The following is a 16,442-nucleotide window of genomic DNA, read 5'->3' on the forward strand; positions in this document are numbered from 1 at the left end:
ATAACACACCTTTCGCTATTTCTTTTTGCCACAATTCGTCAAAAAAACCTCCCTATTATGTAGGAAGGTTTTTTGTATTGCGTTAATAAAATATACAATTAAGCTTTCACTTTACTTTTCATAAACGTATGAATGCGTTCTAATGCTTTCTCTACTTGTTCAAGAGATGTCGCATATGATAAACGAACGTTATTTGGAGCACCAAATCCTGTACCTGGTACAAGAGCCACTTTTTCCTCTTCTAATAAAGCTTTTGCCCAATCATCAACGTTTTCATACCCTGATAAAGCTACAGCTTCTTTTACATTAGGGAATAAGTAAAATGCACCTTGTGGTTTAATGCAAGTAAAGCCAGGGATTTGAATTAATTTATCATAAATAATGTTTAATCTCTCTTCAAATGCTTGACGCATTGTTTCTACAGGTTCTTGTGAGCCTGCATATGCCGCGATTGCGCCGTATTGAGCGATTGAAGTAGGGTTTGACGTACTATGACTCGCTAAGTTCGTCATCGCTTTAATAAGCTGCTTATTTCCTGCTGCATATCCAATACGCCATCCTGTCATAGAATGAGATTTAGATACACCATTAATAATAAGTGTTTGTTCTTTTAATGCATTAGAAAGCTGGGCAACCGAAGTATATTCTGCTCCACCATAAATTAATTTTTCATAAATTTCATCTGAAACGATTAAAATATCGTGTTCTAAACATACTTCTCCAAGCTGTTGTAATTCTTCTTTGCTGTAAATCATTCCTGTTGGATTGCTCGGTGAATTAATAATAACTGCTTTCGTTTTCTCTGTAATTGCCTCACGCAGCTGCTTCGCTGTAATTTTGTATTCATTGTCTTCCAGACCTTCTACATAAACTGGCTTACCACCAGCAAGCTTTACTTGTTCCGGATAACTTACCCAATAAGGAGTTGGGATGATAACTTCATCTCCTTCATCAAGTAATACTTGGAATAATGTGTATAATGCATGCTTTGCACCGTTACATACAATAATTTCAGATGGATCATACGCAATTCCTTGATCACGAGTAAACTTCTTCACAATTTCTTGTTTTAACGCTTGTAATCCACCTGTTGGTGTATACTTCGTATGTCCTTCTAACATCGCTTTATGTGCAGCATCCATAATATGTTCTGGTGTATTAAAGTCAGGCTCTCCTGCCCCTAATCCAATTACATCATGACCTTCTGCTTTTAATGCTTGTGCCTTTGCTGTAATTTCTAAAGTTGCAGATGGTGTTAAAGCAGCTACTCGCTTTGCTAATTTCATTTGTAGTTCCCCCTACATCTATTTTTCAATGCTGTAGTGTCCAGCATAAACCCCATTTTGAAACTCTAAATAGTAATACGTATAACGATCTTCCTGATCAATATATGTAATTTCCCACAACGGAATATCGTTTTGAGCACCTAATTTTACTTTTATAATTTCTTTTGGTTTCGGCTTCGGCTCAGCACCTTCTCCAGTAGCTTGTTCAGCCAATTTTTGCAAAGCTTCTTTTTCAGAAATACCTTCGCTCTTTTTCTTCAAAAGGACATTTCCTTTTTTATTAGGCACCCAAACAATAATTTGTTCTCCTTTTTCGTCTACACCTTGCACGACTGTATATGAAGAATTTCCATTATAATAATCTACAGATTTTACCTTTGTAAGCTTTGCCTTTTCTTTTGCAATTTCTACAGATTTTTCCTCTTTAGGAATTTTCTTTTCCATTGCTTTATTATAAACATACGCCCCATATATTCCGCTAGCAACGATTACGATAACGATTGCAAAGATCCACTTTTTCATTGTATCACTACGTTCTGTAAATCGTAAATACAGCTGTTTCTTTGTCTTTTTCGTCTAATGCTAATCCGAACATGAGGTCCTGCTCTTTTAACGTACGATTCAAACTATCAACGATTTTATACAAGTCAGACGAATATTTAAGACGCGTCGTTGATAGGACTTCGATTTTCTTATCCATGAAAAAACTCCTCCGTTACACAAAAATTTCTAATTATAGAAGAACGCAATGCGGTTACAATAAGAGTACATTCTTTACAACCCCTGCTTCATCACCCATCTATTATAGCAGGACATGTACTGCAAAAAAAGGTTTCAAGTCGAAAACCAATACATTTTGTATACAAGAAGTAAGAAAAATAAAATTCCTCCTACCCACATTTTTTACGCCTGAAGCTTAAATGTACTTCAGGCGTATTTTTCTTCCAATTTTATTTATTTGGCCGTTCCTTTAATTGTTCTAATAATTCTTCTAAAGGGCCTTCATAAAGTGGGACAGTTGGGATTGATTGTAAAAAACGTTTTCCATAAGAAGCGCTTGTCAAACGACGGTCTAATACAAATACCGTTCCGGTATCTGTACTTGTTCTAATCAGACGACCAAATCCTTGTTTGAAACGCAGTATTGCTTGCGGGAGTGCTAACTTAGCGAATACGTCTTCTCCTTGATTTTTTAACCATTCTCCTTTTGCTTCCATCATCGGTTGATGAGGAGGCGTAAAGGGAAGCCGGACAATAACAAGACAACTAAGGGCATCTCCAGGTATATCTATCCCTTCCCAAAAACTACTTGTTCCTAACAAAATCGATTTGTCGAACTCTTGAAATTTACGAATGAGACGACTTCGGCTCTTATTATTCACACTTTGCGTTAATAATAAATATCCCTCTAATTCCTCATCATTTTTCAAATTCGTATACGCTTCTTTCAACATTTCATACGAAGTGAATAAAACAAGCATTCTACCTTTTGTAGCTTTCGCTATTTTTGCAATATGTGCCGACACAGATTCAATATATTCTTCATTACTTGCTTGCTTAATAAAAGGCACATCTGTTGAAACCATTAATTTCATCTGTTCTTCAAAACGGAATGGTGACGGGACCTGTAATGTATTTGGAGAAAAATCATGTAAACCTAGCTCCTCTTTTATATAAGCAAATGAATCGTTTACTGTTAACGTTGCTGATGTGAAAATAACACTCTTTTTCTGTGTTAAAAATTCATCCGCAAACCTTTCACCAATATGAACAGGCTGTGCATATAAAACTGTTGAATGAATTGTTCCCTTCGTTTCAGTCTCCATCCATGTCACGTATGAATTTTTTTCTAAAATGAGTAATTGTAAAGATTGTTCCATCTTTCTCAACAACTCAATTAAATGCATAAATTCACCTGTAACAACATGCATCTCCCATTCTAATTTACTTTGCAATATATCAACTTGCTTCTCAAGTGTAGTCAATAATTTTCTTACATCGTATACAAAACGATTTGTTATCTCGGTAATGCTATCCCATAACTTACCTTTCTCTACTTCCGTGTTATATCGATAAATGAGTGGCATATTGCTTATCCCTTGTTCCTGCTTTGTTTGTTTAAAGATGAATGCACGTAACATTTGGAATAGCTCATCCGCATCAAATTTCAATTCCTTTAAACTATGACTAACCATACGGAAAGTCGAACGAGAAGCTTGCTCTGATTTTTTCATCATTTTATATACTTTAGAAAGTACATCATCTGTTTCTAGCGTACCAAGACGAGATAAAACTAATTGAAAATACATACAGGAGAACTGTTCACCTAATGTTCTACTCGCCGCTTCCTCAATATGATGAGCTTCATCAAAGATAATATGTTCACATGAAGCAAATAGTGGTTCTTCACTTGAAAAATCTTGAAATAATAACGCATGATTTGTAATAACGATATCTGCAAATAATGCTTTATTCTTTGCTCGTTGATAAAAACAACGGCTATACCAGTTGCTTTGCATCCCGCCTGGACTATGTACATCACTACAAATACGGTTCCAAAGTAACTTTCCGCCCTCAGGAATATTTAATTCATCACGATCGCCAGTTTCCGTTTGCAATAACCACACTAAAATTTTTGCCTTTGTGAGCGCCATATCATAATTTTTCTCTTCCTCTTGCAAGGCATATTCAAATTTATGTAGACAAAGATAATGCTTTCTTCCTTTCAAAAGAGCTACTTCAAATGAAAATGGCATTATTTTCTGTAATAATGGAATTTCTTTTTCTAATATTTGTTGTTGCAGTTGTACTGTTTGGGTACTTATGATGACAGGTTCTTCTTTTTCCGTTGCAAAATAAATACTTGGAAGTAAATACGCAAGAGTCTTCCCTGTTCCTGTTCCCGCTTCAATTAGTGAAAACCTAGAATCTCTTAATGCTGTATATATTTCCTTCATCATAATCTGTTGGCTTTCTCTTTTTTCAAACTTTGGCATATTCAATTCAAGTTTATCGATTGTCTTATGCAAGAAAGCATCAAATTTAGATGAGCATGTTTCACTGAGATTTAAAGCATAATTCCGTTTTCGAAGCGCAATATTTCGATGCACTTCATACCCCTCTACCGCTTTTTTACCATGCATCATTTTCTTTAAAATATTTTCAGAAAGTACATCCGCTATATCACTTTGAAAAACATCGCTCAATTCATAGAGCGATTGCAAGGTGACAAGGGGTAACTTTTCAATTTCATTTAAAAATTGTAAAAACAATTCCGCTGTTGCAAGAGCATCACTATCCGCACGATGCGGTTGATCGTGCTCTAGTTCATGTCGTTTAGCTAAATCACGTAATTTATAACTATCAGCCGTCGGCAAAAGAATTTGCGCCAACTCAACTGTATCAACTTTCGGACAATGTACTTCTGTATATCCAGCCTGCCTTAATTCTTCCGTTAAAAAATTCCAATCAAAGTGAACGTTATGTGCAACGAAAGCTGCACCTTGTAATAGCTCAACAACCATCGGGGCTACATCTTGAAATAACGGGGCTTGCTTTACCATACTCTCATCAATCCCTGTTAGTTCTGTAATAAATGGCGGAATCTCTCTCTTCGGATTAATAAAAGATGAAAAAATCTCTAATATCTCTCCATCTTCCACTACAACAGCTGCAATTTGGGTAATTTTATCCTTCCCATCCTTCCAGGAGTTCCCTGTCGTCTCTAAATCCACAACAACATAACGCTTACTCATATATGTAACACCTCAATTTCTTACCTATCAAACACAAAATTATATAATGTTACTATACCACGTTTTATCTCATCTTAATGAAAAGATACGCAAAAAAGCTATCTCCGTAATAGAGATAGCCTTCTTACTTATAATATCGTACCCGCTTTTTCAGCACCTAACATTTCAATAATTTGATTATCATCGTCTAATACTGCAATTTTCGGCTCTTGTTTATGAATATTTTCTTCTGCCACTAAACCGTAGCAAATAATAATAACTTTATCCCCCGGCTGTACAAGTCTTGCAGCTGCACCATTTAAACAAACAACACCGCTACCACGTTCTCCCTTAATAACATATGTCTCTAAGCGGGCACCATTATTGTTATTGACAATTTGTACTTTTTCATTTTCTACAATATTTACTGCATCCATTAAATCTTCATCAATTGTAATACTACCTACATAATTTAAATTTGCTTCTGTTACTGTTGCGCGATGTAACTTCGCTCTCATCATTGTGCGAAACATAGATGCTCCCCCTTATTTAACCGTTAATGTTATATTGTCAATTAATCGTACATTCTCAAATTTAACTGCAATTGCTAAAATGATTCGTCCTTCAATTTTATCTATTACTTGTAGTGAAGGATATGCATATAAATCCGCATAATCTACAGTGCCTTTCGTATACGTCTCAATATACTCTTTCACAAGATTTGTAATGATTTCTGCATTACGTTCGCCTGCTTCAATTTTTTCTTTTGCTATGCATAGACTGCGGTATAAATGAGGAGCCTCTTCACGCTCTTCTTGTGATAAATACACGTTACGAGAACTTTTCGCTAATCCATCCACTTCCCTTACAATATCCACTGGTACGATCGTAACCGGAATATTAAAATCAGCGACAAATCCTTCAATGACAGCAACTTGCTGTGCATCTTTCATACCGAAATAAGCACGCGTTGGCAATGTAATATTAAATAGTTTCATTAGTACAGTCGCAACACCAACGAAATGACCAGGTCTTTGTTTGCCACATAATACATCGGTACGCTTCACAACTGCTACTGTTGTCGTTTGTTCTGCTGGATACATTTCTTCTATGCTCGGATAAAACAAATAATCTACACCGTTTTCTTTTGCTACATTTTCATCTCTATCAATATCACGAGGGTATCGATCTAAATCTTCATTCGGCCCAAACTGTAGCGGATTGACAAACACGCTTAAAACTACAATTTCATTTTCTGCTCTTGCCTTACGTAATAAAGTCGCATGACCTTCATGTAAATAACCCATCGTTGGAACAAAACCAATACTTTTTCCACTGGTACGAAGTTCGTTTGTAGTTTGCTGCATCTCTTGTACTGTAGTAACGATTTTCATTATTGTTTTCCTCCGTATAACGCTAAGCATTCTTCCTCTTTCATTGTGAATGAATGTTTTTCTTCTGGAAATTGCCCTGTCTTTACTTCAGTAACGTATTGTGAAATCCCTCGCACAATCTCCTCTTGAACAGACGTATATTGCTTCACAAATTTTGGAACACGATTTACGCCGTATGAGATAAGATCATGATAAACAAGTACTTGCCCATCCACTTTTTGTCCTGCTCCAATTCCAATCGTTGGAATTGTTAGTTGCTTCGAAATTAATTCTGCTAATTGCATTGGCACACATTCTAACACAAGTGCTATCGCACCAGCTTCCTCACATCTCTTCGCATCTTCTATTAATTTTTTTGCACTTTCAGCATCTTTTCCTTGTACTTTATACCCACCTAGTACTCCTACAGATTGAGGAGTTAAGCCTAAGTGCGCCACGATAGGAACTCCCGCGCTCGTCAAGTAATGAATAGTTGATATCACTTCTCCTGCACCTTCTACCTTCAGTGCATGAGCACCACTCTCTTGAACGATGCGGCGTGCATTCACCATCGTATCTTGAAGCGACACATGATACGACATAAATGGCATATCAGTTACAATAAACGTCTCTTTCGCTCCTCGACGTACAGCTTTCGTATGATGAATCATATCCTCTACTGTTACAGGTACTGTTGAATCATATCCGAGCACAACCATCCCAAGGGAATCTCCAACTAGGATCATATCAACTTCAGCTTCCTCTGCTAACTTAGCAGATGGATAATCATACGCCGTTAGCATTGTAATCGGCTCACCTTGCTCTTTCATCTTCAAAAAATCTGTTTTTGTTTTCAAAAACTACTCCTCCTTTATGCAGGAGAGAGGAGATGGCCGAAATCATATAAAAAACCCCTCTGGCCACAAAAGGGCAGAAGGGTTGTGTGTTAGTCGGCATTATTCATCCCTCTGTCCCAGTCCGTTATTGGATCAAGGCAGAATCCAAGTTATTATTTTTTTGTATTGCTTCGAATCATGGTGCAGTTCGCTCTGATACTGCCCACATTCGAACTAATTATAGCAAATTCCAAAAAGGAATTACTACATTTTTTTGAAAAAATAATTTTTATCTCCATTACGGTATGTGAAATTTTTTTATAACTAACGCACTCATAGAAATATAAACAGCTTTGTTTACATGAATAGTATAACTCTTTAAATAATGATGCAGTTTAATTGAAGAAACATACTTACAAAAGGAGAATTACGAATGTCTATGAACAAATGGTTATTTCGATTCAACAATTTGCTTGTGATAATTGTAGGGATGATAACGTTTAGCTCCTTCTATACATTTGCCTCAGTTAACGTCGTAACACAACCTATCGATTCAACGAAAGTAATTGAGGTCGAACTAAACGATGATTACTTTCATCCAAACGTCATCACAATTCCAATTGAAGAGTCAACAACATTGTTATTAAAAAACAAGGGTAAGAATGAACACACCTTTACAGTAAAAAAGCTTGGCATTGACGTCGTAATCGAGTCAGGAAAAGAAAAAAATATTACCGTAAAACCTAAAAATATTGGTACATATGAATTAATATGTCGGTACCATCTTCTTAAAGGAATGGAAGGCAAAATAATAGTCAAATAAAAAGAAGTTCCAAAGAGGAACTTCTTTTACTTAATTTCGATATCCGCAGAATGAATGTGATGTACTTTCCCTTCATGGTCTTCTAGAAGCAATACACCATCCTCTGTAATTCCTTTTGCTACCCCTGTAATTGTCTCTCTCATCGTTCGAGCGATGATTTCTTTCCCGATGCTCACAGCGTAACTTTCCCAAAGAATTTTAATGACAGAAAAACCATTTTGTAAATACTCTTCATATAATTTTTCAAGTTGTAAAAAGATTTGTTGCATAAGCTCTGCACGAACAATAGGCTTACCAGATTCAATCGCTAAAGAAGTAGCAATATGCTGAATTTCCTCATCAAAATGTTCTTGCTTTTGATTCGCATTAATACCAATACCCATAATGACGGCATTAATTTTATCAGGATCAGCCTGCATTTCTGTTAATATACCTACAGCCTTTTTACCTTGAATTAAAATATCATTTGGCCATTTTATTCCTACGTTTACACCCGTGTACTTTTCGATTGCTTGTGCAACGCTAACGGCCGCTAATAAAGTAAGTTGTGGTGCATGATGAACCGGGATTGATGGACGTAAAATAATACTCATCCAAATTCCTGTTCCTTTTGGTGAATGCCATTTCCTGCTTAAACGACCTCTGCCCGCTGTTTGTTCTTCTGCCACAACAATCGTTCCTTCTGCTGCACCTTCATAAGCAAGTTTTGCTGCAATATGCTGCGTAGATTCAACAGATTCTTCAAAATATACCGTTCTACCAATATGTTTCGTTTGTAACCCTAACTGAATTTCATTAGCAGTTACTTTGTCTGGCTTACCCGCAATTCGATAACCTAATCGACGCACAGCTTCAAGTTCATATCCCTCATTTCGAAGGTCCTCCATATGTTTCCACACAGCGGTTCTTGAACAACCAAGTTTATCACTAAGCGTTTGGCCAGATACAAACGCGCCATCCGCTTCCGAAAAAACTTGCAATAACTGCTTTCTTATAGTAGATTGCATTCTTGCAGCCACTCCCTTATACACTCTTTCTCATTAACTACGTTTCCTTGTACGATTGCTTCCTCAATTTTTTGAATCATTTCAGCAACCCACGGACCGGGCTTTTTATTTGCCCAGTTTAATAAATCATTCCCAGTCACATTCATTTCTTGTCGATTCTTGATTGGCAATGCTTCAAACAACATTTGTACCCGTTTAACAGACGTATTATCATAGCTTTCAATCATCGCTTCATATACTCTTTCTGCCATTTCAGCGATATGAATTCCCGTTTTATAAAGAAGAACTGTATCCCAATCCTTCTCCTTTCTCGTACGGATTGTTAATAAAACTGCGACGATATCTTTTATTTTTTTATTCGAAAACTTCCATTGACGTAAAAAGACAGATGGATGCTCTTCCCCGATACAATATAAGAAAAATGCCCATGCCTCAATGTCCGTTTCAAAAGAATCCCAGTTATACTGCGTAGCTTTTAATAATCTCTCTTCTGACATTTGTAAATATGGCAAATGAGAAAATAGCTTCGTTTCTACTAATTCTTGCAAACCCTTCACGCAATATGTACCAGTTAACAGTTTTTCAAACTCCACTGTAATTCGCTCAATTGCTATATGTTCCAGCAAATGTCCATACGTTTCAATTGCTTGTTTCGTATTCTTTTCTAAAGAAAAACCTAACGTACTTACGAAACGAATACCACGCATCATCCGCAAGGCATCTTCTTGAAAACGATCCGCAGCATTTCCCACTGTCACAATTTCTCTCTTTTGAATCGCTTCCTGTCCAGCAAATAAATCAACCATTTCGCCTTCTTCTGTCATGGCAATTGCATTCATTGTGAAATCACGACGTTTTAAATCCTCTTCTAATGAACGAACAAATTGAACACTACTAGGTCTTCGAAAATCTTCATATTCGCTCTCTGTTCGAAAAGTGGTTACCTCGTAAGGTTCACCATTTTCTACCACAATTACAGTTCCATGCTCAAGACCAACAGGAACATGTCTTGGAAATATATCCATCACTTCTTCTGGTAAAGCAGATGTCGCAATATCAATATCACCAATCGGTCTATCAATAATAAGATCTCGTACGCTTCCACCGACAAAGTAGGCCTCATGTCCTTGTTGCTTTAAAGTCTCAATAATAGAACTAGCTTTTTTAAATCTTTCCATTTTTGTCATCCCTTAGCACATCATAGTAAATCGTTTCATATTGTGAAACGATTTTTTCAGAGCGGAACTGCTCGTAAACACTTTCTCTTGCCCGCTCTCCCATATTACGGTGAAGTTTTTCATCCTTTAAGAGCTGAATGGCTTGATTTGCCACTCCTGTTGTATTCCCAACTTCACATAAATATCCTGTTTCACCATGTTGAATGACTTCTGGAATACCTCCAACCCTTGTTCCGATACAAGGTACACCACACGCCATCGCTTCTAATAAAACAAGACCAAAACTCTCTTTCTCTGATAGAAGCAACATTAAATCACTCATTGCTAGTAGCTCAGCAACATTATCTTGCTTCCCTAAGAATAAGACGCGATCTTCAATATGTAGATTTTTTACTAGCTGTAAAATCGTGCAAAATTCTGGTCCATCTCCAACAAGAAGCAACTTTGCATCTACTTCTGTAACAATTTTAGCAAATGCCTGAACAACATCTTGCACACGTTTCACTTTACGGAAATTCGAAATGTGAATGAGTATCTTTTCATTCTCACTTATACCGTATTCTTTCTTTAATTGAGACATATCGCGCTTGAAATATACACGTTCGTCTATAAAGTTATATACTGTTTGAATTTCTTTATTTGGTTTAACAAGCTCATGCGTTTCGTTAATTAATGAATGCGAGACAGCAGTAACAACATCAGATTGCTCAATACCAAAACGAATTAAATTATTTAAAGACGGGTCGGAACCTAACACAGTAATATCTGTTCCATGCAAGGTTGTAACAATTTTAATACGCTCTCCAATCATTTGTTTTGCTAAATAAGCACAAATGGCATGTGGTATTGCGTAATGCACATGTAAAATGTCTAGGTTTTCTCTTTGTGCAACCTCTGCCATTTTACTCGCTAACGCTAAATCGTATGGTGGATATTGAAATACAGAGTATTGACTTACCGTCACTTCATGAAAATAAATGTTTGGATACACTTTATTTAACCGGAATGGTAAACCCGATGTAATAAAATGAATTTCATGCCCGCGTTCCGCTAATTGCTTTCCTAATTCTGTTCCAACAACTCCAGAACCACCTACAGAAGGATAACATGTAATACCTATTTTTAATTTCATTTACATCCCCCTATTAAATCAGCATGTAATAAAACCGGTTTCTTACTCATAAACCCTTCGGCATATAAAACTCCAACTTCTTTTCCAAACATTTTCTCACGAGCGACCACAGTTTCAACGTAACCTTCTGTTAACGGCGTTTTCACACCATCACTCCCTGTTGAAAACTGACTTTCATACGCTTCTAATGCTTCCACTTTTATAGAAAGGTACTCACTTATATCTATACAAAAATTCGGTTTATGAAAACCATTAATCATATAATAATAAAAAGACTCCACACGATGTGGTGGAAACTCTGGCATATATTTACGAATTCCCGCTGAAAAAATAGCTTCTTCCACAAGTTTTGCACAATTTGCATGATCTGGATGACGATCTTCATAATACGGCGCAAAAACTAGTTTTGGTTTATATGTACGAATCACCTTTACAATTTCACGTATATACTCTTCTTTCATATACAAACCACGGTCTGGCATCGCTAAATTCAGTCTCGTTTTCACTCCCATTATACGAGCTGCGGCCTTGGCTTCTTCTTTTCTCAATTCTACCGTTCCATTAGAAGAAAGATCAGCTTCTGTTAAATCACAAATACCTACTTCATACCCTTGCTTCGTATATTTAGCAATGGTACCAGCCATGCCGATTTCAACATCATCGGCATGAGCACCAAACGCTAATATATGTAATCCACTCATAATTGTTCCCCTCATTTTCTTAACTTGCGGTAATCTAAATCTCCTCGCTCTAATGCGTGCATTAACATTTCAGCACTTGCCATATTCGTTGCAAGTGGAATCGCATATACATCGCATAGACGAAGCAATGCATTTACATCTGGTTCATGCGGCTGAGCAGTTAGTGGATCCCGGAAAAAAATCACCATATCCATATCATTTTTCGCAATCATGGCACCAATTTCTTGATCACCACCAAGAGGACCCGATTGATATCTTGTTACAACTAAACCAGTTGCCTCCATAATACGAAGTCCTGTCGTCCCTGTTGCAAATAATTCATGTTTTTCAAAAATTGGTTTATATGCGTATGCAAACGAAACCATGTCATTTTTCTTTTTGTCATGTGCGATTAAGGCAATTTTCATCCGTTGTTTCCCCTTTAGTCGATAATATTTTCTAAACCGTACACAAGATGATCTAGATTCATTACTGTATCAATTGATAGTTTTACACCCGACATAAATGATGCACGATTGAATGAATCATGACGGACCGTTAACATTTGTCCATCTCCACCAAACATTACTTCTTGGTGTGCAATAAGTCCTGGTAAACGTACACTATGAATGTGAATGCCGTCTACATTTGCACCACGAGCACCTTCTAGTTGCTCTACTTCATTTGGATGACCTTGCTGCTTTGATTCACGGTTTTGACGAATTAATTCTACTGTTTTTACAGCTGTACCAGATGGTGCATCTAATTTTTGATCATGATGCAATTCAATTACTTCAACATCTTGGAAGTACTTCGCTGCCATTTGTGAGAATTTCATCATAAGAACTGCACCAATTGCAAAGTTTGGAGCGATAATTGTTCCTACTGCTTTTTCTTTCGCATTCTCTGTTAATTGTTTTAGTTCTTCTTCTGTAAATCCAGTTGTACCAATAACAGAACGAAGTCCACGCTCAACTGCTAGTGTAACGTGTTGTTTCCCAACTTCTGGCGTTGTTAAATCTAACAACACATCTGCTTCTACTTCCTCTAAACAAGTATGTAAATCTGCGTAAATTGGCGCTTGTAACGCTGGCATGCCCGGTAAATCAGAAATTTTCTCTCCACCATGCTTATAATCCACTGCTGCTACTAAATTAAAATGTTCCGTTCTTTCCATAAGAAGGACTGCCTCATGTCCCATACGTCCTCTTGGTCCAGCGATAATTACTTTAATTTCTTTCATTATTCTTTCTCTCCCTCATCAATACGTGTCCAGCGATCTTTATCACGTGTATTAAATTTATTCATTACAATGTTATGTGCTGTTTCTAAATCAATATTTAAACTATTTGCCATACAAATCATAACAAATAATACATCTCCAAGCTCTTCTTCTATACTACGTTCTTTTTCAGTTGTTTTCTTCGGCTTCTCACCATAATAATGATTTACCTCTCTTGCAAGCTCCCCCATTTCTTCCGTTAAACGAGCCATCATTGCAAGTGGACTGAAATAACCTTCTTTAAACTGACCAATATATGCATCTACTTCTTTCTGCATATCCTTCATCGTTTTCGCTTCCATACAATTCACCTCTAATCCTTCCTCTTTCATGTTAGCCAATTCATCGCGATTTGACAAATATTATTCCCCGCCAAACACCCATTTGCGACCCTTTTTTGGATAGACTATAATAAAGTGAAACTTCTTTTGCACGCTTTTCGCAAAATATTAGTTGAACCAATCGGGTTCCTACGGCTGGTTTGTCTCTCTTCAGAGCTTTATCTCCTACCAGCCGTTGGAACGGGGTAAAGTGAAACTTTCTTTTGCGATTTTTGCAAAAGATCAGCCCGAACCAATCGGATTTTTGTAACCTTCACTATTTTTACTAACAACTAGAAATTACTTATTATTATGTTTTACCGTTTCAGCGGAGCAATGCAATCTACATAATTAGGGGGATTTCTATATGACATCAAATTTGAAGATTCGAAATATCATTTTCATTTTAATCGGTTCCGCTATTTTTTCTTTCGGTATTGTGAATATCAATATTGAAAATCACCTTGCAGAAGGTGGATTTACCGGTATTACACTATTATTGTATTTTCTATTTAAGTTTGATCCTTCTTATTCAAACTTAATATTAAATATCCCTATATTTTTTATTGGTTGGAAGTTACTTGGAAGAACGACATTTATCTATACACTAATCGGCACCTTCAGCGTATCTTTGTTTCTATGGATTTTTCAACGTTACGAAGTTCTCAACTTACATTTAAACTTACAAAATGATATGACACTCGCGGCTTTATTTGCAGGGGCATTTATTGGTATCGGTCTTGGAATCATATTTAAATATGGCGGGACTACTGGCGGTGTAGATATTATCGCGAGACTCGCTCATAAATATGTTGGCTGGAGTATGGGGAAAACGATGTTTATGTTTGATGCAATCGTCATTATCGTCTCTATTCTTACCTATTTATCATACCACGAAGGCATGTATACGTTAGTTGCTGTTTTTATCGGGGCGAAAGTCATTGATTTTATGCAAGAAGGAGCCTATGCGGCGAAAGGAGCAACTATTATCTCAGATAAAAATGATGAAATTGCTGCCAAAATTTTATCTGAGATGGAACGTGGAGCTACTTTTTTAAAAGCTGTTGGATCGTATACAAAAGTGGAACGGAACGTATTATATTGCGTTGTTGCTAAAAATGAAATAGTGAAATTAAAAAATATTATTACTTCTGTAGATCCTCATGCCTTTGTTGCTGTAAGTGATGTACATGATGTAGTTGGTGAAGGTTTTACATTAGATGAAAATAAAAATCCGTTACATACATAAATGCAACTAGAAAAGCTCTCTAGCTTTTCTAGTTTTTTATTACATATTTTTTAAGTTTCTCTAAATCCTCATAAATTAGCTCCAACAAACTCCTATTATAAAAAATGGAAGCAGGATGAAAAGTCGGGAAAATATGATAGTCTTTCCCTGACCATATAAACTCTGCACTTTGCATGTCCTTTAATTTTTGAATAGGCTGTTTTAATAATTGTCCGTGCACATCTGTGATTTTTGTATTTTTTCCTGTTAAACGTTGAAGGCCGATATTTCCAAGCGTAACGATAAGCTTCGGGTTTATTTTCTCTAATTCATAATCTAACAAAGGTGCATGGGCAAGTATTTCTCCTTGATTTGGCGTTCTATTATACTTTTTCTGTATGATTTCACCATTTCGTTCTTTTTTCTCTCGCCACTTATAAGGTCTACTCCGAACTGTGCTCGTAATATATACTTCCTCCCTTGTAACGTGAATCCGTTCTAAAAACTCCATTAACTGTTTTCCCGCTCTCCCGCTAAATGGAATCCCATTATGAATTTCTGTTTCACCAGGCGCTTCTCCTAGCAACATAAATTTTGGATTTTCAGGACCTTGTCCACTTAAAAAGCCTTCTAGCTGATAAGAGGCACTTTGTTCTCTCACTTGTTTTACTAAATGGCTTGGATATTTCATTTCCCTCACCACCTTTCCGCATTACTTCTATTATTTCTATTTACAATACATTATATAATCCAATCCACAAAACAAAAAAAGACTATCAAATGATAGTCTTTAGTCGTCGCTACGCTGCATACCAGTATACATTAATACGAGACGTAATAATTCAAATACCGCTACAGCTGCAGCTGCTACATATGTTAATGCTGCCGCATTTAATACTTTACGAGCTTGCCCATATTCATCTGTTGATACGATACCTAACGCTTCAATTTGTTGCATTGCACGCTTTGAGGCATCAAACTCAACTGGTAATGTAACGAGTTGGAACACAACACCTGCTGCCATTAAGATAATACCTAATAACAATAAGTTAGACATAGATGCAAAGGCACCAATCATAATAAATACCCAAGAAATATTCGATCCAAAGTTTGCAACTGGCACTAACGAATGACGAATACGCATAAAGTTATAATCTTTTGCATCTTGAATTGCGTGTCCTACTTCGTGTGCTGCAACTGCTGTACCAGCAACTGAATGACCGTAATAGTTGTCTGTTGATAATCGAACTGTTTTGGCAGTTGGATCATAATGGTCTGATAAATGACCTGGTGTTTCTTCTACAGCTACGTTGTATAATCCATTCTCATCTAAAATTTTTCGAGCCACTTCCGCTCCTGTCATACCTGATGTTGAATAAACTTGTGAATACTTGCTATAGGCACTACGTACTTTTGACTGTGCATACAACGGTATGATCATTATGATCGCGAAGTAAATTAAATAAAACATCATGAACCTCTGAACCTCCATTGAAGTTTTAATTATAGTACTTCTCATTCTATTTTCTTCTGACATCATTGTCAATGAATAAACCTTACAAT

The 16,442-nt window shown here is 36.5% G+C and carries 18 protein-coding genes; 2 read left to right on the forward strand and 16 right to left on the reverse strand.

The genetic code is table 11. From position 1 onward, the window contains the following. Positions 1-98: 98 nt before the first annotated feature. The 7 genes from aspB to panB form a co-directional block, all read right to left on the reverse strand. A complete protein-coding gene (gene aspB / locus KVT31_RS08465) occupies positions 99-1,286 on the reverse strand; it encodes an aspartate transaminase AspB (protein ID WP_088095799.1) in 1,188 nt (395 codons plus the stop codon). 18 nt (positions 1,287-1,304) lie between these two features. After that, positions 1,305-1,808 carry a cell wall elongation regulator TseB-like domain-containing protein gene (locus tag KVT31_RS08470; protein WP_088095798.1) on the reverse strand — a complete coding sequence of 168 codons (504 nt, stop codon included), beginning with the start codon at positions 1,806-1,808 and terminating at the stop codon, positions 1,305-1,307. 7 nt (positions 1,809-1,815) lie between these two features. Further along, positions 1,816-1,986, reverse strand: coding sequence for a YpmA family protein (locus KVT31_RS08475; RefSeq protein ID WP_000358354.1), 171 nt, complete (start codon positions 1,984-1,986; stop codon positions 1,816-1,818). A 250-nt stretch (positions 1,987-2,236) separates the two neighbouring features. After that, the gene (gene dinG, locus KVT31_RS08480) at positions 2,237-5,041 is read right to left on the reverse strand and encodes an ATP-dependent DNA helicase DinG (protein ID WP_088095797.1); all 2,805 of its coding nucleotides are present in this window, start codon (positions 5,039-5,041) and stop codon (positions 2,237-2,239) included. Positions 5,042-5,169: 128 nt separating this feature from the next. After that, on the reverse strand, positions 5,170-5,553 hold the full coding sequence (gene panD, locus KVT31_RS08485; protein WP_000490176.1) for an aspartate 1-decarboxylase: 384 nt from the start codon (positions 5,551-5,553) through the stop codon (positions 5,170-5,172). Between the two features lie 12 nt (positions 5,554-5,565). Further along, positions 5,566-6,414: a pantoate--beta-alanine ligase gene (gene panC, locus KVT31_RS08490; RefSeq protein ID WP_088095796.1), complete on the reverse strand. Its 849-nt coding sequence runs from the start codon at positions 6,412-6,414 to the stop codon at positions 5,566-5,568. Further along, complete coding sequence (panB, locus tag KVT31_RS08495) at positions 6,414-7,250, reverse strand: 3-methyl-2-oxobutanoate hydroxymethyltransferase (protein WP_088095795.1); 837 nt, start codon at positions 7,248-7,250, stop codon at positions 6,414-6,416. The genes panC and panB overlap by 1 nt, the downstream gene beginning before the upstream one ends. Before the next feature lie 412 nt (positions 7,251-7,662). Here panB and KVT31_RS08500 point away from each other — a divergent pair, with 412 nt between their 5' ends. Further along, a complete protein-coding gene (locus tag KVT31_RS08500; protein ID WP_088095794.1) occupies positions 7,663-8,052 on the forward strand; it encodes a cupredoxin domain-containing protein in 390 nt (129 codons plus the stop codon). A gap of 26 nt (positions 8,053-8,078) precedes the next feature. Here KVT31_RS08500 and KVT31_RS08505 read toward each other — a convergent pair whose 3' ends face one another. Genes KVT31_RS08505 through KVT31_RS08535 form a run of 7 tightly spaced genes read right to left on the reverse strand, consistent with a single transcriptional unit; the run spans position 8,079 to position 13,633 of the window. Then, positions 8,079-9,059 (reverse strand): biotin--[acetyl-CoA-carboxylase] ligase, encoded by a 981-nt coding sequence (locus KVT31_RS08505; RefSeq protein WP_088095793.1) that lies wholly within the window; start codon positions 9,057-9,059, stop codon positions 8,079-8,081. Then, the gene (locus tag KVT31_RS08510; protein ID WP_088095792.1) at positions 9,044-10,237 is read right to left on the reverse strand and encodes a CCA tRNA nucleotidyltransferase; all 1,194 of its coding nucleotides are present in this window, start codon (positions 10,235-10,237) and stop codon (positions 9,044-9,046) included. Before KVT31_RS08510 ends, KVT31_RS08505 begins: the two co-directional genes overlap by 16 nt. After that, complete coding sequence (gene bshA, locus KVT31_RS08515; RefSeq protein ID WP_088095791.1) at positions 10,224-11,369, reverse strand: N-acetyl-alpha-D-glucosaminyl L-malate synthase BshA; 1,146 nt, start codon at positions 11,367-11,369, stop codon at positions 10,224-10,226. The genes KVT31_RS08510 and bshA overlap by 14 nt, the downstream gene beginning before the upstream one ends. Then, positions 11,366-12,070, reverse strand: a complete 705-nt coding sequence (gene bshB1 / locus KVT31_RS08520; protein WP_088095790.1) for a bacillithiol biosynthesis deacetylase BshB1 — start codon at positions 12,068-12,070, stop codon at positions 11,366-11,368. The genes bshA and bshB1 overlap by 4 nt, the downstream gene beginning before the upstream one ends. A gap of 11 nt (positions 12,071-12,081) precedes the next feature. Then, entirely contained in the window at positions 12,082-12,477 is a 396-nt protein-coding gene (mgsA, locus tag KVT31_RS08525; RefSeq protein ID WP_000684760.1) for a methylglyoxal synthase, read from the reverse strand. A gap of 14 nt (positions 12,478-12,491) precedes the next feature. Further along, positions 12,492-13,292: a dihydrodipicolinate reductase gene (dapB, locus tag KVT31_RS08530; RefSeq protein WP_000658814.1), complete on the reverse strand. Its 801-nt coding sequence runs from the start codon at positions 13,290-13,292 to the stop codon at positions 12,492-12,494. Beyond that, entirely contained in the window at positions 13,292-13,633 is a 342-nt protein-coding gene (locus tag KVT31_RS08535; RefSeq protein ID WP_002108639.1) for a nucleotide pyrophosphohydrolase, read from the reverse strand. Before KVT31_RS08535 ends, dapB begins: the two co-directional genes overlap by 1 nt. A gap of 385 nt (positions 13,634-14,018) precedes the next feature. Here KVT31_RS08535 and KVT31_RS08540 point away from each other — a divergent pair, with 385 nt between their 5' ends. Further along, positions 14,019-14,900, forward strand: a complete 882-nt coding sequence (locus KVT31_RS08540) for a YitT family protein (RefSeq protein WP_088095789.1) — start codon at positions 14,019-14,021, stop codon at positions 14,898-14,900. 28 nt (positions 14,901-14,928) lie between these two features. On the opposite strand, the gene KVT31_RS08545 is transcribed toward KVT31_RS08540, so the two are convergent. After that, complete coding sequence (locus KVT31_RS08545) at positions 14,929-15,570, reverse strand: uracil-DNA glycosylase (RefSeq protein WP_088095788.1); 642 nt, start codon at positions 15,568-15,570, stop codon at positions 14,929-14,931. Between the two features lie 99 nt (positions 15,571-15,669). Beyond that, the gene (locus tag KVT31_RS08550; RefSeq protein WP_002096760.1) at positions 15,670-16,350 is read right to left on the reverse strand and encodes a zinc metallopeptidase; all 681 of its coding nucleotides are present in this window, start codon (positions 16,348-16,350) and stop codon (positions 15,670-15,672) included. Between the last annotated feature and the right edge of the window lie 92 nt (positions 16,351-16,442).

Source organism: Bacillus sp. GbtcB14, assembly GCF_019091205.1.
GTDB lineage: Bacteria > Bacillota > Bacilli > Bacillales > Bacillaceae_G > Bacillus_A > Bacillus_A cereus_AG.

Excerpts from the sequence above, each read along its gene's own strand:
- aspB (WP_088095799.1), bottom strand. The coding sequence starts at position 1,286 with ATGAAATTAGCAAAGCGAGTAGCTGCTTTAACACCATCTGCAACTTTA.
- KVT31_RS08470 (WP_088095798.1), bottom strand. The coding sequence starts at position 1,808 with ATGAAAAAGTGGATCTTTGCAATCGTTATCGTAATCGTTGCTAGCGGA.
- KVT31_RS08475 (WP_000358354.1), bottom strand. The coding sequence starts at position 1,986 with ATGGATAAGAAAATCGAAGTCCTATCAACGACGCGTCTTAAATATTCG.
- dinG (WP_088095797.1), bottom strand. The coding sequence starts at position 5,041 with ATGAGTAAGCGTTATGTTGTTGTGGATTTAGAGACGACAGGGAACTCC.
- panD (WP_000490176.1), bottom strand. The coding sequence starts at position 5,553 with ATGTTTCGCACAATGATGAGAGCGAAGTTACATCGCGCAACAGTAACA.
- panC (WP_088095796.1), bottom strand. The coding sequence starts at position 6,414 with ATGAAAATCGTTACTACAGTACAAGAGATGCAGCAAACTACAAACGAA.
- KVT31_RS08500 (WP_088095794.1), top strand. The coding sequence starts at position 7,663 with ATGTCTATGAACAAATGGTTATTTCGATTCAACAATTTGCTTGTGATA.
- KVT31_RS08505 (WP_088095793.1), bottom strand. The coding sequence starts at position 9,059 with ATGCAATCTACTATAAGAAAGCAGTTATTGCAAGTTTTTTCGGAAGCG.
- KVT31_RS08510 (WP_088095792.1), bottom strand. The coding sequence starts at position 10,237 with ATGGAAAGATTTAAAAAAGCTAGTTCTATTATTGAGACTTTAAAGCAA.
- bshA (WP_088095791.1), bottom strand. The coding sequence starts at position 11,369 with ATGAAATTAAAAATAGGTATTACATGTTATCCTTCTGTAGGTGGTTCT.
- bshB1 (WP_088095790.1), bottom strand. The coding sequence starts at position 12,070 with ATGAGTGGATTACATATATTAGCGTTTGGTGCTCATGCCGATGATGTT.
- mgsA (WP_000684760.1), bottom strand. The coding sequence starts at position 12,477 with ATGAAAATTGCCTTAATCGCACATGACAAAAAGAAAAATGACATGGTT.
- dapB (WP_000658814.1), bottom strand. The coding sequence starts at position 13,292 with ATGAAAGAAATTAAAGTAATTATCGCTGGACCAAGAGGACGTATGGGA.
- KVT31_RS08535 (WP_002108639.1), bottom strand. The coding sequence starts at position 13,633 with ATGGAAGCGAAAACGATGAAGGATATGCAGAAAGAAGTAGATGCATAT.
- KVT31_RS08540 (WP_088095789.1), top strand. The coding sequence starts at position 14,019 with ATGACATCAAATTTGAAGATTCGAAATATCATTTTCATTTTAATCGGT.
- KVT31_RS08545 (WP_088095788.1), bottom strand. The coding sequence starts at position 15,570 with ATGAAATATCCAAGCCATTTAGTAAAACAAGTGAGAGAACAAAGTGCC.
- KVT31_RS08550 (WP_002096760.1), bottom strand. The coding sequence starts at position 16,350 with ATGTTTTATTTAATTTACTTCGCGATCATAATGATCATACCGTTGTAT.